This is a genomic window from Streptomyces sp. V3I8 (assembly GCF_030817535.1).
Classification (GTDB): domain Bacteria; phylum Actinomycetota; class Actinomycetes; order Streptomycetales; family Streptomycetaceae; genus Streptomyces.
Map to the genome: position 1 here is coordinate 2,185,759 of NZ_JAUSZL010000002.1, position 16,380 is coordinate 2,202,138.

Here is a 16,380-nt window from a genome sequence, read left to right on the forward strand (position 1 = left end):
GCAGCGGTGGAGGTGGGGGCGCCCCGGTCTCAGACCCGCTCGTCCGCCAGGTCCCGTACCGGCCAGGTTCCGTCGACGACGGCCTCCGCGTCCCCCTTGCGGCGCAGGAAGCTCTGGAAGTCGGCCGCCCACCGCGCGTACCACTCGATCTGGCGGCGGTGCAGCTCCGCCGGACCGAGCGCGGCCACCTCGGGGTGGCGGACGGCTATCGCGGTGGCCAGCCGGGCCGCGGCCAGCGCGTCCGCCGAGGCGTCGTGGGCGGCGTCGAGCCCGACCCCGTACTCCACGCAGACCGCTTCGAGGTTCCGCTTGCCGCGGCGGTAGCGGTCCACGGAGCGGTCGATCGTGTACGGGTCGATGACCGGCGCGGGGTCGGGCCCGCCGAGCCGCTCGCGCAGTGACGGCAGCCCGTACCGCCGCAGTTCGGCGGTGAGCAGGGTCAGGTCGAAGGCCGCGTTGTACGCCACGACCGGGACGCCCGTGCGCCAGTACGAGACGAGCGCCGCGGCGATCTCGTCGGTGACCTCGTCGGCGGGCCTGCCCTCGGCCGCCGCTCTCTCGTTGCTGATCCCGTGCACCGCGACCGCGTCCGCGGGGATCTCGACCCCCGGGTCGGCCAGCCACTCCCGGTGCCGGACCGGCTCCCCGTCGCGGACCTCTATCACCGCCCCGGTGACGATGCGCGCCTCGCGCGGATCGGTCCCGGTCGTCTCCAGGTCGAAGCCGATCAGCAGCTCCCCGTGCCAACCCATGCCGGCTCCCTTCCTCGTGGTGCGTTCCCCCGGTGATTCCCACCATGACATGGGCCACTGACAATCCGAGGACCGCGTTCCGCTTGCCGGCCGCCGGGCCGTCCCGGGGAACCGGGACCTGTCAGGACACAGGCCGCGAATCCGCCCAGGCCGCCTCGAACTCCTCACGGTACGTCCCGAAGAGGCCGTCCTCGCCTTCCTCGTCCGGCTTGAGCACCCGCCCCCCGCCGCGCAGCACGAACACGGGCGCCTCCATGCCGCGGGTGCGCCGCAGGTACGACTGCACGACCGCCACGCCGTCCGCCCCGTCCCCGTCGACGAGGTACGCCGTGAAGCGGGGCGTCTCGTCGTGGACCTGGATCTCGAAGGCGCCGGGGTCGCGCAACCGGGCCCTGACCCGGCGCATGTGCATGATGTTCATCTCGACGGAGCGGCTCAGCTCGCCCCGCTTGATGCCCAGTTCGCGCTCGCGCCGCTTCACCGCGCTGGACGCGGGGTTCAGGAAGAGCAGCCGCACCCGGCAGCCGGACTCGGCCAGGCGCACCAGCCGCCGCCCCGAGAAGTTCTGCACGAGGAGGTTCAGGCCGATGCCGATGACGTCGAGGCGGCGGGCGCCGCCGAAGAGGTCCTCGGCGGGGAACCGCCGCAGCAGCCGCACCCGGTCGGAGTGCACCGCCACCACGTCCGCGTACCGGTCGCCGACCAGGTTCTCCACGGCGTCGACGGGCAGCCGGCGCCCGGACGGCACGTCGCTGCCGGCGCCCAGGATCTCCAGGAGTTTCGCGGAGGCGCGCTCGGCCTGGGCCAGGACGGCCTCGGACAGGGCCCTGTTCCGCGAGACGACGTTGCGGGTCACTTCCAGTTCGTCCAGGGCGAGTTCGACGTCCCGGCGCTCGTCGAAGTACGGCTCGAAGCACGGCCAGTGCTGCACCATCAGCTCGCGCAGCTGCGGCAGCGTCAGGAAGCTCAGCACGTTGTCGTCGGCCGGGTCGAGCAGATAGCCCTTGCGGCGGCTGACTTCGCGGACCGCGACGGCGCGCTGCACCCATTCCTGGCCGGCGGGTCCGGCGGCGGCGACCACCCAGTCGTCCTCGCCGTGCACGGGTTCGTAGATGGGGCGCAGAACAGCGGCCACGACCGCGCGCAGCCGCTGCTCGACCAGGTTCAGCCAGATGTAGGCGCGTCCGGCCCGCTGGGCGCGCGTACGCACCTCGCTCCAGGCGTCGGCGTCCCAGTCCAGCTCCGCCCCGATCTCCATCGGACGGGCGAGGGACACCGCTCCGGGCGGGGCGTCTGCGGAGCCCCCCTCGTGACCGCCGTCACCAGGGGGCAGCTCCAGCCCTCCGGACCCCACCCGCACACCGCCTTCCGCTCCCCCGAGCACTCCCCCGGCCAACGATCAAGGAAGGGTACTCCGGGAGCGGCGGGCGGTGCAGCCGGATGGACAGGTCGTTTCTCAACTACCGTTTTGCGGGCGCCCGTTCTGGTCGGCCAGCTCCGGCGGAGTGAGCGGATTCATAGCGGTGACATCGCGCGGGGCGAGCGAGAAGCCCTGCCAGTGGACCGGCATGGGCTGCTGGTCCTCGTCGCGGGCGACGTGGTGGAAACCGATGTTCACCCAGCCCACGGGGTGGGTGAGGGCCTGTCCGTCGACCCACTTGTCGACGGACTTGCCGGCTCCGGTACCGCAGTTGCGCAGGTTGTTGCTGGCGAACTGCTCACACTTCTTGTACTGGGTGAAGTAGACGTCGTGCTTGGTGAAGCTGCGGCCGGGGTACTTGGACGTGGCGCCCGGGACGAACTCGTACGAACGGGCGTGCTGGTCCTTGTTCTTGCCGGTCGTGCTGACGACGCGCCACCAGCGCATGTTCTTGGCGTCACCGGCGAGTTCCTTGGTGACCTTGGTGCGGGTGGTCTTGTTGCGCGGGGCCTCGCCGCCCTGGGCCGGCGGGCTGACCACGGAGTCGTACTGCTCGACCTTGTTCTTGGAGTTGCCGTCGAGACCGAAGTTGAGCCGCCAGAAGACGTTGTGGCTGTGGCTGGTGGCGTACGACGTGGCGCCCTCGCCGAGCGGCCAGCCGCGGCCGTCACCGGCGTCGTAGTCGCCGGGCGAGAGGCTGCCGGTGGCGCCGACGTTCATGCTGATGGCGCCGTCGTCCTGGAAGCGCCACTCGGTGATGTACTCGTACCAGCCGACCTGGTTGACCGTGTAGACGAGAAGGTCCTTGCCCTGCTGCTGGAAGACCTTGCCCGCCGTGTCGCCCTGCATGCGGTAGGCGTGGCCGCGGGAGCGGGTGGTGGTGCACAGCCCCTTGACGGTGGGGTGCTCCGGGTCCCAGGCGTCCGGGACCTTGACGGTCTTGATGGTGCCGCCGGGACACTCGCCGGGAGCCATCTCCATCAGGCCCTGGCCGAAGCCGGCGCCCGTGAGGTCGTCGTACTCGACCGATCCGTCGTCGTAGGGGACGTGGATCTGGGCGAGCTTCGCGCTCGTCAGGACGCGGATGGGGGCGGCTTCGCCCTTGGGCTGGTACGAGACGTTCTCCAGGACGAGCCCGGCCTCGCTCTCGTAGTGCCAGCACATCGTCCAGGTGGTGCCGGTGGCGAGCTTCTGCTCGATCTTGTACGCCGCGCTGCAGTCGGCGGCCGCGGCGGGCGCGGCCTTGCTCTCGGCGACGGCCGGTCCCGCGGCCGTCGCGGCGCCGACGGTCAGGGCGGCCACCGAGAGGCCCACCGCCGTCCGCCTGCGGGCACGGCTGACTCTGTTCTCGCGCATGAAAAATTGACTCCCTTGCATGTGCAGGAAAGTGGGAAAGGTGAAGTGGTGCGGTGAGGTCGAAGGAGGGAGGACCGGTGGACCGGGAGCACTCAGCCGATCTTGGCGACCTTGCGGGCACTGAGGTCGACCACCAGGTCACGGCTGTCGATCCAGGGCCCGTTCTTCACCTTCACGAAGAGGCGCAGGCAGCGGTGCTCGCCGCAGTCGGCGAGCGCGGCCGGCGCGCCGGGGTTCGCGCGGAAGACCATGCTGTTGAGCATCAGCTGGCCGGCGGTGGTCAGTTTCCTGCCGGTCGCGTCCTTGTAGTCGGCCTTCAGACCGGCGCCGAGCGGGTCGGCGATCAGGAGCTGCGCGGCCTCGACGGTCTCGGCACGGCTGAGCGGCGGCTGGACGCCGTGCTGCGTGTCGGTCGCCTCGACCTTCCCGGTGTCGAGGTTGACGGTCCTCGTGACGAGCGCGTCGTCCTTGTAGTCGTAGAACGACACCTCCGCGCGGCGCGGCGCGCCCGGGTCGTCCAGTTCGTTCAGCTCGGGTTCGGCGAGGTCGACGGTGATGCGCTGCGGCCCCCGGTCGCCCTCGACGTTCTCGCTGCTGCGCAGGAGCTGCCGGTCCAGGGCGAGATCCGCGACACGCTCGGTCTCGTCGTCGGTGAGCGGGTCGCGCCCCTTGCCCTTGTCGCCCTCGGCCGGAGCCCGCTCGACCACGCCCGGCTGCACGGCGCCCTGCGCCTGCTCCCCGGCCGTGCCCGCCTGCCCCGCCTGCTGGGCGCTCTGTCCGCCCCCCTGGCCGCCGGAGTCGTCGGCCCCCGCCGAGCCCGGCAGGGTGATTCCGACCATCACTGCCGTCCCCGCGACCGCTATCGCCGCGCCCGCCACCACTTTGCCCAGATGGCGGTGCACTATTGTGCGCACATTTCCCCCTACTTCCCCTGTATGTCCAGGGGTCGCTCGAGTCCCACTGGTTCGGCATACCGCGTATGCACTGGTCGAGAGGTAAGAGGGAGGTAAGTCATAGGTGGTTCCATGAGTTTCGGGGACACTCGGGCAGGAGTCGCCCTCCGCGGCGTCGCACAACTGGAAGAGTTGCATCCATGCAGGTCTGGCCTGGACAGGCGTACCCACTCGGTGCCACGTACGACGGCGCCGGCACGAATTTCGCGGTCTTCTCCGAAGCCGCGGACCGGATCGAGCTGTGTCTTCTGCACGACGACGGCTCCGAGACCGCGATAGAGCTGCGCGAAACCGACGCGTTCGTGCGGCACGCGTACCTGCCCGGCATCATGCCGGGCCAGCGGTACGGGTTCCGCGTGCACGGTCCCTACGAACCGGAGCGGGGGCAGCGCTGCAACTCCGCGAAGCTGCTGCTCGACCCCTACGCGAAGGCCATAAGCGGCAGCATCGAATGGGGCGAGGAGGTGTACGGCTACCACTTCGGGGCGCCCGACGAGCGCAACGACCTGGACTCCGCGCCGCACACGATGAGCTCCGTGGTGGTCAACCCGTACTTCGACTGGGGCGACGACCGCCTCCCGCGCACCGAGTACCACCACACCGTGCTCTACGAGGCCCATGTGAAGGGCCTCACGATGCTGCACCCCGGGCTGCCGGACGAGCTGCGCGGCACGTACGCGGCGCTCGCCCATCCGGCCGTCATCGAACACCTGACCGAGCTGGGCGTGACGGCGCTCGAACTGATGCCGGTCCACCAGTTCGTGAACGACCACCGTCTGGTCGACATGGGCCTCAACAACTACTGGGGCTACAACACGATCGGCTTCTTCGCCCCGCACAACGCGTACGCCTCCTGGGGCGACCGCGGACAGCAGGTCCTGGAGTTCAAGTCGGCCGTCCGGGCGCTGCACGAGGCGGGTATCGAGGTCATCCTCGACGTGGTCTACAACCACACCGCCGAGGGCAACCACCTGGGCCCGACGCTGTCCTTCAAGGGGCTCGACAACGCCTCGTACTACCGGCTGACGGACGACCCCACCTACTACATGGACACCACGGGCACGGGGAACTCCCTGCTCATGCGCTCCCCGCACGTGCTCCAGCTGATCATGGACTCGCTGCGGTACTGGGTCACCGAGATGCACGTCGACGGGTTCCGCTTCGACCTGGCGGCGACCCTGGCCCGGCAGTTCCACGAGGTGGACCGGCTGTCGTCGTTCTTCGACCTGGTCCAGCAGGACCCGGTGGTCTCCCAGGTGAAGCTGATCGCCGAGCCCTGGGACGTCGGCGAGGGCGGCTACCAGGTGGGCAATTTCCCGCCGCTGTGGACCGAGTGGAACGGCAAGTACCGCGACACGGTCCGGGACATGTGGCGCGGCGAACCGCAGACGCTCGCGGAGTTCGCGTCCCGGCTGACGGGGTCCTCGGACCTCTACCAGGACGACGGGCGGCGCCCGCTGGCCTCGATCAACTTCGTCACCTGCCACGACGGCTTCACGATGCACGACCTGGTGTCGTACAACGAGAAGCACAACGACGCGAACGGCGAGGACAACCGCGACGGCGAGAGCCACAACCGGTCGTGGAACTGCGGGGCCGAGGGCGAGACCGACGACCCGGAGGTCCTGGAGCTGCGGGCCCGCCAGCACCGCAACTTCACCGCGACCCTGCTGCTCTCGCAGGGCGTGCCGATGCTCAGTCACGGCGACGAGTTCGCGCGTACGCAGGGCGGCAACAACAACGCGTACTGCCAGGACACCGAGCTGGCCTGGGTGCCGTGGCCGGAGGACGGCAGCGAGCTGCTGGAGTTCACGCGCGCGATGGTGTGGCTGCGCCGTGAGCACCCGGTGTTCCGGCGGCGCCGGTTCTTCCACGGGCGGCCCGTGGAGGGCACCCACGACGACCTGTCGGACATCGCCTGGTTCACCCCCGCCGGCAAGGAGATGACCGACGAGGACTGGGGTTCCACGCAGTCACGGGCGCTGTCGGTGTTCCTCAACGGCAACGCCATCTCGGAGCCGGGCCCCCGCGGGGAGCGGATCACCGACGACTCGTTCCTGCTGCTGTTCAACGCCTCGCCGAAGACGCTGGACTTCGTGGTCCCGGTGGGCCACGGGCGGCAGTGGCAGGTGATCGTGGACACGGGGCGGCCCGGCGGGGTTCCCGCCGGGGCCGGGGAGAAGGTGAACGCGGGCGAAAGCCTGACCATGGTCGACAGGAGCATGGTGGTGCTGCAGCGGCCTGCGTGACCGTACGCGGTCGACTGCGGGCAGGAGATCGCGCGGTTGCCCGCGCCCCTTTCCAGGGGCGCGGGCAACCGCGCGACGAGCCCTCACCGGACCCGCGGCCGAAAACGGCGCACCCCCACGGAGCGCCACCGGCACGAAACGCCCCCGGCCGGGTACGTAAGTTCCCATGACACCTGCGCACCCCGGCCCCACCGCCACCTACCGTCTCCAGCTCCAGCCCGAGTTCCCCTTCGGCGCGGCCGAGCAGGCGGTCCCGTACCTGGCCGGGCTCGGGATCTCCCACCTGCACCTGTCCCCCGTCCTGGAGGCCGTCCCCGGCTCGGGACACGGCTACGACGTCGTGGACCCGGCGCGCGTACGGGAGGAGCTCGGCGGCGAACAGGGCCTGCGGAGGCTCTCCGCCACCGCCCGCGAGCACGGCCTCGGCCTCGTCGTGGACATCGTGCCGAACCACATGGCCATGTCCCCCCGCCACAACCGCCCCCTGTGGGAGGTGCTGCGCGAGGGCCCCGACTCCCCGTACGCGCGCTGGTTCGACATCGACTGGGAGGCCCAGGGCGGCCGCGTCCTGCTGCCCGTGCTCGGAGGGCCGATGGGCGCCGAGGCGGACTCCCTCGTGGTCGACGGGGGCGTCCTGCGCTACCACGACCACGCGTTCCCGCTGCGGGCCGGCACCGAGGGGCTGCCGCTGCCCGAGCTGCTGGACGCCCAGTGGTACCGCCTGGCGTGGTGGCGCCTGGCCCGCACCGAGCTCAACTACCGCCGGTTCTTCAGCATCTCGGAGCTCATCGGGGTGCGCGTCGAGGACCCGGAGGTCTTCGACGCGACCCACGCCAAGATCCTCCAGCTGCTGGACGAGGGGGTCGTCGACGGGCTGCGCATCGACCACCCGGACGGCCTGGCCGACCCGGACGCGTATCTGCGCCGGCTGAACGGGGCGACCGGCGGACGCTGGACCGTGGTCGAGAAGATCCTCGCGGACGGCGAGCCGCTGCCGGCCGCCTGGCCGGTCGCCGGCACCACCGGCTACGACGCGCTGCGGCACGTGGACGGTGTCCTCACGGACCCGGCGGGCTCCGGGGAGCTCCTCGGTCAGTACCTGCGGTTCGCGGCCCCCCAGGCCGACCGCGGGGGCGACTGGGAGGCGACCGTGCGGCGGGCCGCGTACAAGGTGGTCCACCACGAGCTGGCCGCCGAGGTCGACCGGCTCACCCGCGAGGCGGACCGGCTGTGCCGCACGTCGGCCGATCCGGTGCTGCGCGACTGCGCCCCCTGGGCCCTGCGCACCGCGCTGTGCGAACTCCTCGTACGCCTGGAGGTCTACCGGCCCTACACCTCCCAGGACGCCGCGTCGGTCGTCACCGAGGAGGCCGCCCGGGAGGCGAGGCGGGCCTTCACGGTCCCCGAGGAGGCGCGGGCCGTCGACCTCGTACGGGACCTGGTGCTGGGGCGCCTCGGGGAGGGTCCCGGGTACGCGGCCTTCCGGGCCCGGTTCGCCCAGCTCGCCTCCGCGCTGCGGGCCAAGTCCGTGGAGGACACGGCGTTCTACCGGTACGTACCGCTGCTGTCGGCGACCGAGGTGGGCGGCGAACCGGGGGCGCCCGCGGTGTGCCCGCGGGACTTCCACGCGTACTGCGCGCGCGTGCAGCGCGACTGGCCCGCCACCGGCACCGTGCTGTCCACGCACGACACGAAGCGCAGCGCCGACGTACGGGCCGCGATCTCCGTGCTCACCCAGGTGCCCGAGCGGTGGGCGGACCTCCTCGCCGACGTGACCGGGCTGACGGCCGCCGAGGGCGTGGGCGCGCCGGACCCGCAGCTGGCCTGGGCGGCCTGGCAGACCGCCGTCGGACTCGGCCCCGCGGCCGGGGAACGGCTCCGGGACGCGCTCCTGAAGCACGTCAGGGAGGCGGGCCTCGCCACGTCGTGGACCGAGCAGGATGCCGCGTACGAGGAAGCGGTGGCCGCGTTCCTGAAGGCGGGGCCGTGCGGGGCACCGGGACAGCGGGTCGCCGCGTTCAGGCGGTCGCTGGAGCCGTACGTGCGGGCGAACGTCCTCGGCGCCGCGCTGGTGCACCTGACGATGCCGGGCGTGCCGGACCTCTACCAGGGCACGGAGTCCGAGTACCGGGCTCTGGTGGACCCGGACAACCGGCGGCCCGCGCCCTTCCCGCCGAAGGACCCGGACGCCCTGTCCGCCGAGAAGGCCGCGCTGACGACGGCGGCCCTGCGGCTGCGACGGCGGCGCCCCGAGGTCTTCGGCGGGGCCGCCACGTACGAGCCGCTGGCCGCCCGGGGCCCGGGGGCGGCGCACTGTCTCGCCTTCACGCGCTCCGGTGAGGTGCTCACGGCCGTCACGCGGCTGCCGGTGCGTCTGGAGGAGGAGGGCGGCTGGCGCGGCACGGAGCTGCCGCTGCCCGCGGGGCGGTGGGCCGATCTGCTCACGCCCGGACGGGAGTTCACCGGGCACGCGCGCGCGGAGGAAGTTTTCGGACGGTTGCCGGTGGCGCTGCTGGAGCGGGTGGGGGACGACGCCGCGCCGCGCGGCTGACCGGCGCCGCCGGGGCGCCGGGCCCGGCCCGCGCCCGCGCCGCCGGGGTGCGCCGCCGCCCCGACCTGCGGCACGTGCTGCCGGGCGCTCCCCCGGGGCGCCCCCACGCGTCCTTGACAGGCCATCCGCGCCATGGAGTACTGCGGAGGTGACGCCGGGCCGGACAAGCGGAACAAGTCGGGGGTGAGTCTCCTGCCGGAGCTGCGCTACCCCAATGTCACCGAACTCGTCCGCTGCGCCCGGGCCCTGACGGCCCACCGGCCCGGGCTGTGCTCTCTGCGGCAGGTCGGCGTCTCGCGCGCCGGCCGGCCCCTGCACCTGCTGTCCGTGGGCCACGGCGGACGGGCGGTGCTGGTCGTGGCGGGCGCCCACGCCAACGAGCCCACCGGCGGCGCGACCCTGCTGGCGCTGGCCCGGCGGGTGCTGCGCGAGCGGCCGCTGCGGGACGGCACCTCCTGGCACTTCCTGCTCTGCGCGGACCCGGACGGCGCCGGCCTCCACGTGACGCCGGCGCCGCGCACCCTGCTCGACTACCACCTCGGCTTCTTCCGCCCCGCCGGGCCCGAGCAGCCCGAGTGGTCGCCCGCCGTGCTGCCGCCCGACCGGCTGCCGCCCGAGACCCTCGCCCTCCTGCGGGTCATCGACGAGCTGCGCCCCTACCTCCAGGTGAGCCTGCACGCCACCGACCTGGGCGGCAGCTGGGTGCAGCTCACCAGGGACGTGCCCGGACTCGCCGAGCCGTTCGCGAAGTCGGCGGCGGAACTGAACATCCCGGTCGAGACGGGTGCCTCGGACGCCGCGGGCTGGCCCGCCTCCGGACCCGGCGTGCACGTGATGCCGGGGACCGGCACGCGGCCGGCGTACCCGAGCATGCCGGACGACGCCCGGCTGAGCACCTGGTACCACGCCCACCGGTACGGCGGCCTGACCGCGGTCGTCGAGGTGCCGATGTGGGCGAGCGACCTGGTGGACGACCCCGCGCCGCATCCCGCGCCGGCGGCGGCGATGGGCCGGCTGGCCCGCCGGCTCCGCCGGGACGCGCGGCAGGTCGAGGAGGTCCTCGCCGAGGCGCTGCCGCGGCTGCCCGGACCGCCCGGGCCGCTGCTGCGCGCCACCCGGTGGGCGCTGGAGCTGGTCCCCGGACTGGCCGGCGACTGGGACCGGCCGCCGCCCCCGGACGCCACGATGGCGTACGTGGGCAGCGTGGACGCGTTCGGCCGCCGGCTCCCGCTGCGGGCCGCGGCGATGCTCCTGCGGGTGCTGCGGGAGGCCGGCGACCCGGCCGCGCCCCGCCTGGAGCACCTGGTCGTGTCCTGGAGCGACGCCTTCGCGGAACGCTTCCGGGCCCGCTGGGTGCCGCTGGAGCACCAGGTCGAGCACCAGAGCCGCACCGTGGTGACAGCGGCACGGCACGCCCGGGGCGGGGCCGCGTAGGACCCGCCACCGCGCCCCTCGCGCCCCTCGCGCCCTTTCGGACCTCGGCCGTCACCGGGGCAGCGCGAACACCGCCCCCGTCCGTGCCGCCAGCACGCAGGAGTTGGCGAACGTCTCCTCGTACGTGACCGGCCGGCCGCCCCACGCACCGCGTGCGGAGGCGGTGACCGGTGCGTGGACCATCGGGCAGAAGGCGTCCCGGAGCGGGATCCGGCCGACCTCGCCGCGCGCGGCACGCAGTTCCCCGCAGGCGCGGGCCGCCTGCGGATGGCCCTGGGGCGGATCGCAGAGCAGCAGCGCGCCCCTGGTGTCGCCGGAACGCGCGTCGCCGCGGGTGAGCGTCACGTAGAGCCAGTCGCCCGCGGGGGAGTCCGGGAGCGCCGCCGCCCGGGCCGGCACCGGTCCCGCCATGAGGAGTGCGCAGACCGCCGGCAGACAGGCCCGTAGCGCCGCGGTGACTTTCCGGTGGTTCGTCGTTGCCTTCATTGCCTGTGCATCGGCACGCGGGGACCCCGGGCCCACCCGGCTCACTCGAACGGCACCTCGGTCCTCGTCACGGGCCTGGCGGACGGACGCGTACCGGCACCGGGCGCGGGCCCCGGGGCGGGGCTCCGGTGCCGGGCCAGGTCGAACGCGGCGAGCACCACGCGGGCCTGGTACTCGGCCTGCCGTGCGACCGGGATGAAGCGGGCCCCGAGGCCGTCGTGGTAGTCCGCGCACCACAGGTCGATGAGCCGGTCGAGTTCCGCCCCCGCGCCGTCCGGGTCCTGTCCGGTGGCGGTCACCAGCTGGTGCAGCAGCCCCGCCGTGCGCAGCGCGATCCGGCGGGCGGAGATGCGCAGCGCGGTGAGCCGGGCCGCGGTCAGCGGCGGCAGCGGCCGGGCCCTCCCGTCGGCGCCGGCGGCCGGAGCGGTGTCGGGGTCCCAGGAGTCGGCGAGGCCTGGGCAGACCAGCACATGGTCGTCGACGGGCGCGAGGAGGCGGTCCGCGTCCCGGACCGCGCCCAGGTGCGGGCGGATGCGGGCCAGCAGCTCCTCCAGGAGGGCCGTGTCGCGGCGCAGGGTCCCGGCGGCCTCCCGCAGCACGTCGTCGGTGCCGGTGGGCGCCGCCGGGTCCTGTACGGCCGCCACGCCCCACATGGGGGCCTCCACGACCGCGGTCACCGTGCCGTACGGGTGCGGGTGGAACCAGGTGGACCCGACCGCCGCCTCCGTGATGGCCGCGGTCAGACCGCCGCCGCGGCCGGCGGACGAGGACGGGGACGGGGGCGGGGGCGGCGGTATCCGGAAGACCGCCGGTCCGAGCGTGGGCCAGTACAGCGTGTCGTACGGGCCGAGTTCGAGCGGGATGTCCAGGCGCGCCGCGATGTGCGCGAGGCGGGGCGCCATACCGGGCAGGTCGCGGGTCAGCTCGACGAAGCCGCCGCCCACGTCGACGCCGTGCAGGGAGCACTGGAAGAAGGGCCGCAGTTCGTCCTGGAGGGCGAGCAGGGCGCGGGTCTCCGGCAGGGCGGCCCGCTCGGCGCCGTCGGGCAGCCACTCCGGCTGTTCCCGGAAGCCGGGGCGGAAGAAGTTCCGGAAGTGGTGGCCGAGTGTGTACGGGCCCGGCAGCCAGCCCTCGTTGCGGCGGGAACCGTCGGGGTCCAGGCACAGCAGGAGGTTCCAGGTGACGTCGGCGCCGTCGCACAGCCGCGGGTCGGCCAGCACCCGTTCGGCGAGCCGCAGGACGGTGGCGCCGCCCACCGGCTCGTTGGCGTGCGGGCCGGCGACGACGAGGACCTGCCGGCTGCCGTGTCCGACGGACAGCAGCCGCATCGGGAGCCCGGCCCGGGACGTGCCCACCCGGCGCAGCCGGGCGTCCCGCGGGCGGCGGTCCACGAGCGCGGCCGCCCGGACGGCGAGTTCGTCGACGGAGGGGTAGCGGAGGAGTGGTGGCAGGGTCTTACCTCCGCGACGACGACCGCCGATTCACTTGGTGTGCATGGTGTACGCACAGTGAGTCACGGCGGCGGAGGTACGTCAACACCGGCGGACGTGGAAATATGCACGCCGCCGCGCGACGGGGGCGGCCGGGCGGCCACGGCACGGGGGCCGGTGCGCCGTGGGTCAGTCCGCGGCGAGGCGGAACGTCATCCGGCCGAAGCCGACCTGGTCGCCGACCTGGACGACGGCGGCGCCGATCACCCGGCGCCCGTTCACGGAGGTGCCGTTGGTCGAACCGAGGTCGCGCAGCACCCACAGGCCGCTCTGGCGGGTGAGTTCGGCGTGCACCCGGGACACCGTCTCGTGGCTGAGCCGCAGACCGCTGGCCGGGTCGCGGCCTATCCGCAGCGGGTACGGGCTGTCGGGCCGGGGCAGCAGCAGCTTGGGGAGCCGCTCGGCCTGCCAGGCCCGGCGCAGCCGTACGGTGAACCCGGAGGCCGCCTCGACCGTGCCGAACAGCAGCCGGGACAAGCGGCCCTCGGTGCGCAGGTCGGCGGTGAGCGCGGCCAGCTCGTCCGGTGTGCGGGCGGCGAACGCGAGCTCCATGCGCAGGACGAACGTGTCGTGCGAGAGCATCCCCGAGGCGGCACCCTCCCGAAGCGCCTTCAGCGTCCTGTCACGCTCGGCGTCCGACAGCCGTACGGGAGCGGGATAGGTGTGGAACTCAAAGGACGACGTCACGGAGCCGATTGTCTGGCAGCACGGCCGGAGTGTCCAGAAAACACGGCACTTCTGACAGGCACCCACTGCGGATCAGGCCGTTTCCGTCGTCCGATCGAGGGGATCCGAAGGTGGATTGATCTCGTTTGACGCACCATGGGACCGGCGAGGTCACGGTGAGCAGGCGAAGGAGAACCGTCCGTGCAGTTCGAGGTGTGGGCACCACAGGCCGACCGCATGACGCTCCATTGCGCGGACAGCACGCGCGCAATGGAGCCCGACCCCGGGCGAGCGGGGTGGTGGACGGGGGAGGCGGAGGCGGTCGACGGCACGCGGTACGGGTTCGCGGTGGACGACGGCCCGGTCCTGCCGGACCCGCGCTCCCGCCGGCAGCCCGACGGGCCGGACGGCCTGAGCGCGGTCGTCGACCACGGGCGGTACGCCTGGCGGACCGACTGGGCGGGGCGCGGGCTGCCGGGCGCCGTGCTGTACGAGCTGCACGTGGGCACGTACACCCGCGAGGGCACGCTGGACGCGGCGGCCGGACGGCTGGAGCACCTGGCCGAACTGGGGATCACCCACGTCGAGTTGATGCCCCTGTGCCCGTTCCCGGGGCGGCACGGCTGGGGGTACGAGGGGGTGTCGCTGTGGGCCGTGCACGAGCCGTACGGCGACCCCGAGGCCCTGAAGCGGTTCGTCGACCGGGCGCACGAGCTGGGGCTCGGCGTCGTCCTGGACGTCGTGCACAACCACCTGGGGCCGTCCGGGAACTACCTGCCCGCCTTCGGGCCCTACTTCACGGACACCCACCACACCCCGTGGGGCTCGGCCGTGAACCTGGACGCGCCCGGTTCGGACGAGGTGCGCGCGTTCCTCCTCGGCAGCGCGCTCTCCTGGCTGCGCGACTACCGGCTGGACGGGCTGCGCCTGGACGCGGTGCACGCGCTGTACGACACGCGCGCGTGCCACTTCCTGGAGGAGCTGTCGGCCGCCGTGGACGGGCTCTCCGGGGAGCTGGGCAGGCCGCTGTTCCTCGTCGCCGAGTCGGACCTGGCCGACCCGCGGCTGATCACGCCCCGCAAGGAGAACGGGCTGGGGCTGCACGCGCAGTGGAACGACGACTTCCACCATGCCCTGCACACCGCGCTGACCGGCGAGAAGCAGGGCTACTACGCGGACTTCGGCCGCTCCCCGCTCGCGGCGATCGCGAAGACGCTGACGGCGGGCTACTTCCACGACGGCACGTACTCGACCTTCCGGGGCCGCCGGCACGGCCGCCCGCTGGACGTCGCCCGGGTCGCCGGACACCGCCTGCTCGGCTACTCGCAGACCCACGACCAGATCGGCAACCGGGCCCTGGGCGACCGGCTCTCGGCCTCCCTCTCCCCCGGCCTGCTGGCCTGCGCGGCCGCGCTGACGCTGACCGGGCCGTTCACACCGATGCTGTTCATGGGCGAGGAGTGGGCGGCGGGCACGCCCTGGCAGTTCTTCACGGACCACACCGATCCGCAGCTCGCGGAGGCCGTCCGGCAGGGCAGGCGGCGGGAGTTCGGGGCGCACGGGTGGGCCGAGGAGGACATCCCCGACCCGCAGGACCCCGCCACCCGCGACCGGTCCTGCCTCGACTGGTCGGAGCCGGCGGACGGGGTCCACGCGCGCGTGCTGGCCTGGTACCGCGAACTCGTCGCACTGCGGCACGCCCAGCCCGACCTCACGGACCCCGACCTCGCGGACGTCAAGGTCGCGTACGACGAGAACGCCCGCTGGCTGGCCTTCCGCCGCGGTGACGTGCGGGTGGCCGTGAACCTCGGCAAGGAGCGCGCCGCGATCCCCCTGGGGGCCCGGCGGTCGCGGGTGCTGGCCGCGTGGGAGCCGGTGGAGGCCCCGGGGGAGGACGGGTTGCTGGGCCTGCCGGGCGAGTCGTGCGTGGTGCTGTTGCAAGGGTGACCGGGGGGGGGCTCCGCCGGGGCCCGGTGACGGCCTGCGGGCGCGTCGTGGCCGTTCGCGCAGTTCCCCGCGCCCCTTCTCAGGGGCGCGGGGAACTGCGCGAACGGCCCTCACCGGGCCGCAGGTCGTCACCAGGTCTCGTCCGTGACCCGTTCCAGCAGAATCGGCTCCCAGGAGCGCAGCAGCTGGGCGCGCAGCGGCGGCAGCCGCCCCTCGTCGTGGTGACGGAGGCGGTCGGCGAGGCGGACCAGGACGTCGCAGCGGGCGAGCCACAGGCCGCGCAGGCAGGGGCGGGCGCCGTAGCCGGCGAGGGTGGCCGCGCGGACGGCCGCGGGGGCGCCGACGGCCAGGGCGAGGCCCGCGATGTCCTCGGTGGGGTCGCCGGCCACCGCGTCGGTCCAGCCGAGGACACCGCGGACCCGTCCGTCGGCGCTGACCACCAGGTGGTCGTCCGCCAGGCCGTGGTGGACGAGGAAGGCCGCGCCGGGCTGCGGCGCGAGCTGGGCGGCGGCGGGCGCGGTGAGCTGGTGGAGCCGGGCGGGGTCGAACTCGTCGGCCTTCGCCAGCTGGGCGGCGGCACGTTCGGCGGCGGCCCGGAGCGTCTCCAGGGACCGGGGCGCGGCGCGGGGCACACCGAGCGCCTCGGCCTGGCGCGCCGGCACCTCGCGCAGGCCGGCGAGCAGTCCCGCCAGGTCGGCCTCGCCGACGGCGGAGACGTCCTGCGGTCCGCCGGTCCCCCCGGCCCCGCCCGACCCGCCGCCGATCAGCGTGTCGAGCGTGTACGTCAGTCCGCTCGCCCATTCGCCGTGCGCGATGCTCACGGGGACGGCGACCCCGATGTGGGGACGCACCAGGTCGCGCAGCCGCAGTTCGCGCCGCTGGCGCCGGGCCGCCTCGTGGTCCGGGGCGAGCCGCAGCACATGGCGTGCGCCGACGAACCAGGTGGAGTGCTCGCCGTCCCCGGTGACGGGCGTGATCCTGGACCCGCCGCCGTCCGGGAGCAGGGAGCGGACGAGCCGTCGTACGGTGTCCGCGGTGGGTGTCACTGCCTGGGTCATGGTCGCGCCGTCCGCCGT

General features: G+C 73.6%; 12 protein-coding genes. 4 read left to right on the forward strand and 8 right to left on the reverse strand.

Features of this window, described 5'->3' with window-relative positions; translation table 11 throughout:
• Nucleotides 1-29: 29 nt before the first annotated feature.
• The 4 genes from QFZ75_RS09610 to QFZ75_RS09625 all read right to left on the reverse strand — a co-directional run bounded on the left by QFZ75_RS09610 (nucleotide 30) and on the right by QFZ75_RS09625 (nucleotide 4,442).
• Nucleotides 30-752 (reverse strand): 3'-5' exonuclease, encoded by a 723-nt coding sequence (locus QFZ75_RS09610; protein WP_307535541.1) that lies wholly within the window; start codon nucleotides 750-752, stop codon nucleotides 30-32.
• 121 nt (nucleotides 753-873) lie between these two features.
• Nucleotides 874-2,106: an SAV2148 family HEPN domain-containing protein gene (locus QFZ75_RS09615; protein ID WP_307535543.1), complete on the reverse strand. Its 1,233-nt coding sequence runs from the start codon at nucleotides 2,104-2,106 to the stop codon at nucleotides 874-876.
• 102 nt (nucleotides 2,107-2,208) lie between these two features.
• A complete protein-coding gene (locus QFZ75_RS09620) occupies nucleotides 2,209-3,528 on the reverse strand; it encodes a copper amine oxidase (protein ID WP_307535545.1) in 1,320 nt (439 codons plus the stop codon).
• 92 nt (nucleotides 3,529-3,620) lie between these two features.
• A complete protein-coding gene (locus tag QFZ75_RS09625; protein WP_307535547.1) occupies nucleotides 3,621-4,442 on the reverse strand; it encodes a Tat pathway signal sequence domain protein in 822 nt (273 codons plus the stop codon).
• A gap of 179 nt (nucleotides 4,443-4,621) precedes the next feature.
• Between QFZ75_RS09625 and glgX the strand changes: the two genes are divergently transcribed.
• From glgX to QFZ75_RS09640, 3 genes are all read left to right on the forward strand, one after another.
• On the forward strand, nucleotides 4,622-6,730 hold the full coding sequence (glgX, locus tag QFZ75_RS09630) for a glycogen debranching protein GlgX (protein ID WP_307535549.1): 2,109 nt from the start codon (nucleotides 4,622-4,624) through the stop codon (nucleotides 6,728-6,730).
• A gap of 166 nt (nucleotides 6,731-6,896) precedes the next feature.
• Nucleotides 6,897-9,281, forward strand: coding sequence for a malto-oligosyltrehalose synthase (gene treY / locus QFZ75_RS09635; RefSeq protein WP_307535552.1), 2,385 nt, complete (start codon nucleotides 6,897-6,899; stop codon nucleotides 9,279-9,281).
• Between the two features lie 183 nt (nucleotides 9,282-9,464).
• Complete coding sequence (locus QFZ75_RS09640; RefSeq protein WP_307544350.1) at nucleotides 9,465-10,715, forward strand: M14 family zinc carboxypeptidase; 1,251 nt, start codon at nucleotides 9,465-9,467, stop codon at nucleotides 10,713-10,715.
• 51 nt (nucleotides 10,716-10,766) lie between these two features.
• On the opposite strand, the gene QFZ75_RS09645 is transcribed toward QFZ75_RS09640, so the two are convergent.
• The 3 genes from QFZ75_RS09645 to QFZ75_RS09655 all read right to left on the reverse strand — a co-directional run bounded on the left by QFZ75_RS09645 (nucleotide 10,767) and on the right by QFZ75_RS09655 (nucleotide 13,378).
• The gene (locus QFZ75_RS09645) at nucleotides 10,767-11,201 is read right to left on the reverse strand and encodes an SSI family serine proteinase inhibitor (protein ID WP_373465833.1); all 435 of its coding nucleotides are present in this window, start codon (nucleotides 11,199-11,201) and stop codon (nucleotides 10,767-10,769) included.
• Between the two features lie 41 nt (nucleotides 11,202-11,242).
• Nucleotides 11,243-12,592, reverse strand: coding sequence for a M14 family zinc carboxypeptidase (locus tag QFZ75_RS09650; RefSeq protein ID WP_307535553.1), 1,350 nt, complete (start codon nucleotides 12,590-12,592; stop codon nucleotides 11,243-11,245).
• A gap of 228 nt (nucleotides 12,593-12,820) precedes the next feature.
• On the reverse strand, nucleotides 12,821-13,378 hold the full coding sequence (locus tag QFZ75_RS09655) for a DUF1707 and FHA domain-containing protein (protein ID WP_307535555.1): 558 nt from the start codon (nucleotides 13,376-13,378) through the stop codon (nucleotides 12,821-12,823).
• A gap of 180 nt (nucleotides 13,379-13,558) precedes the next feature.
• Between QFZ75_RS09655 and treZ the strand changes: the two genes are divergently transcribed.
• Nucleotides 13,559-15,304 (forward strand): malto-oligosyltrehalose trehalohydrolase, encoded by a 1,746-nt coding sequence (gene treZ / locus QFZ75_RS09660; RefSeq protein ID WP_307535557.1) that lies wholly within the window; start codon nucleotides 13,559-13,561, stop codon nucleotides 15,302-15,304.
• Between the two features lie 128 nt (nucleotides 15,305-15,432).
• On the opposite strand, the gene QFZ75_RS09665 is transcribed toward treZ, so the two are convergent.
• Nucleotides 15,433-16,362 (reverse strand): phosphotransferase family protein, encoded by a 930-nt coding sequence (locus tag QFZ75_RS09665; protein ID WP_307535561.1) that lies wholly within the window; start codon nucleotides 16,360-16,362, stop codon nucleotides 15,433-15,435.
• Nucleotides 16,363-16,380 lie beyond the last annotated feature (18 nt).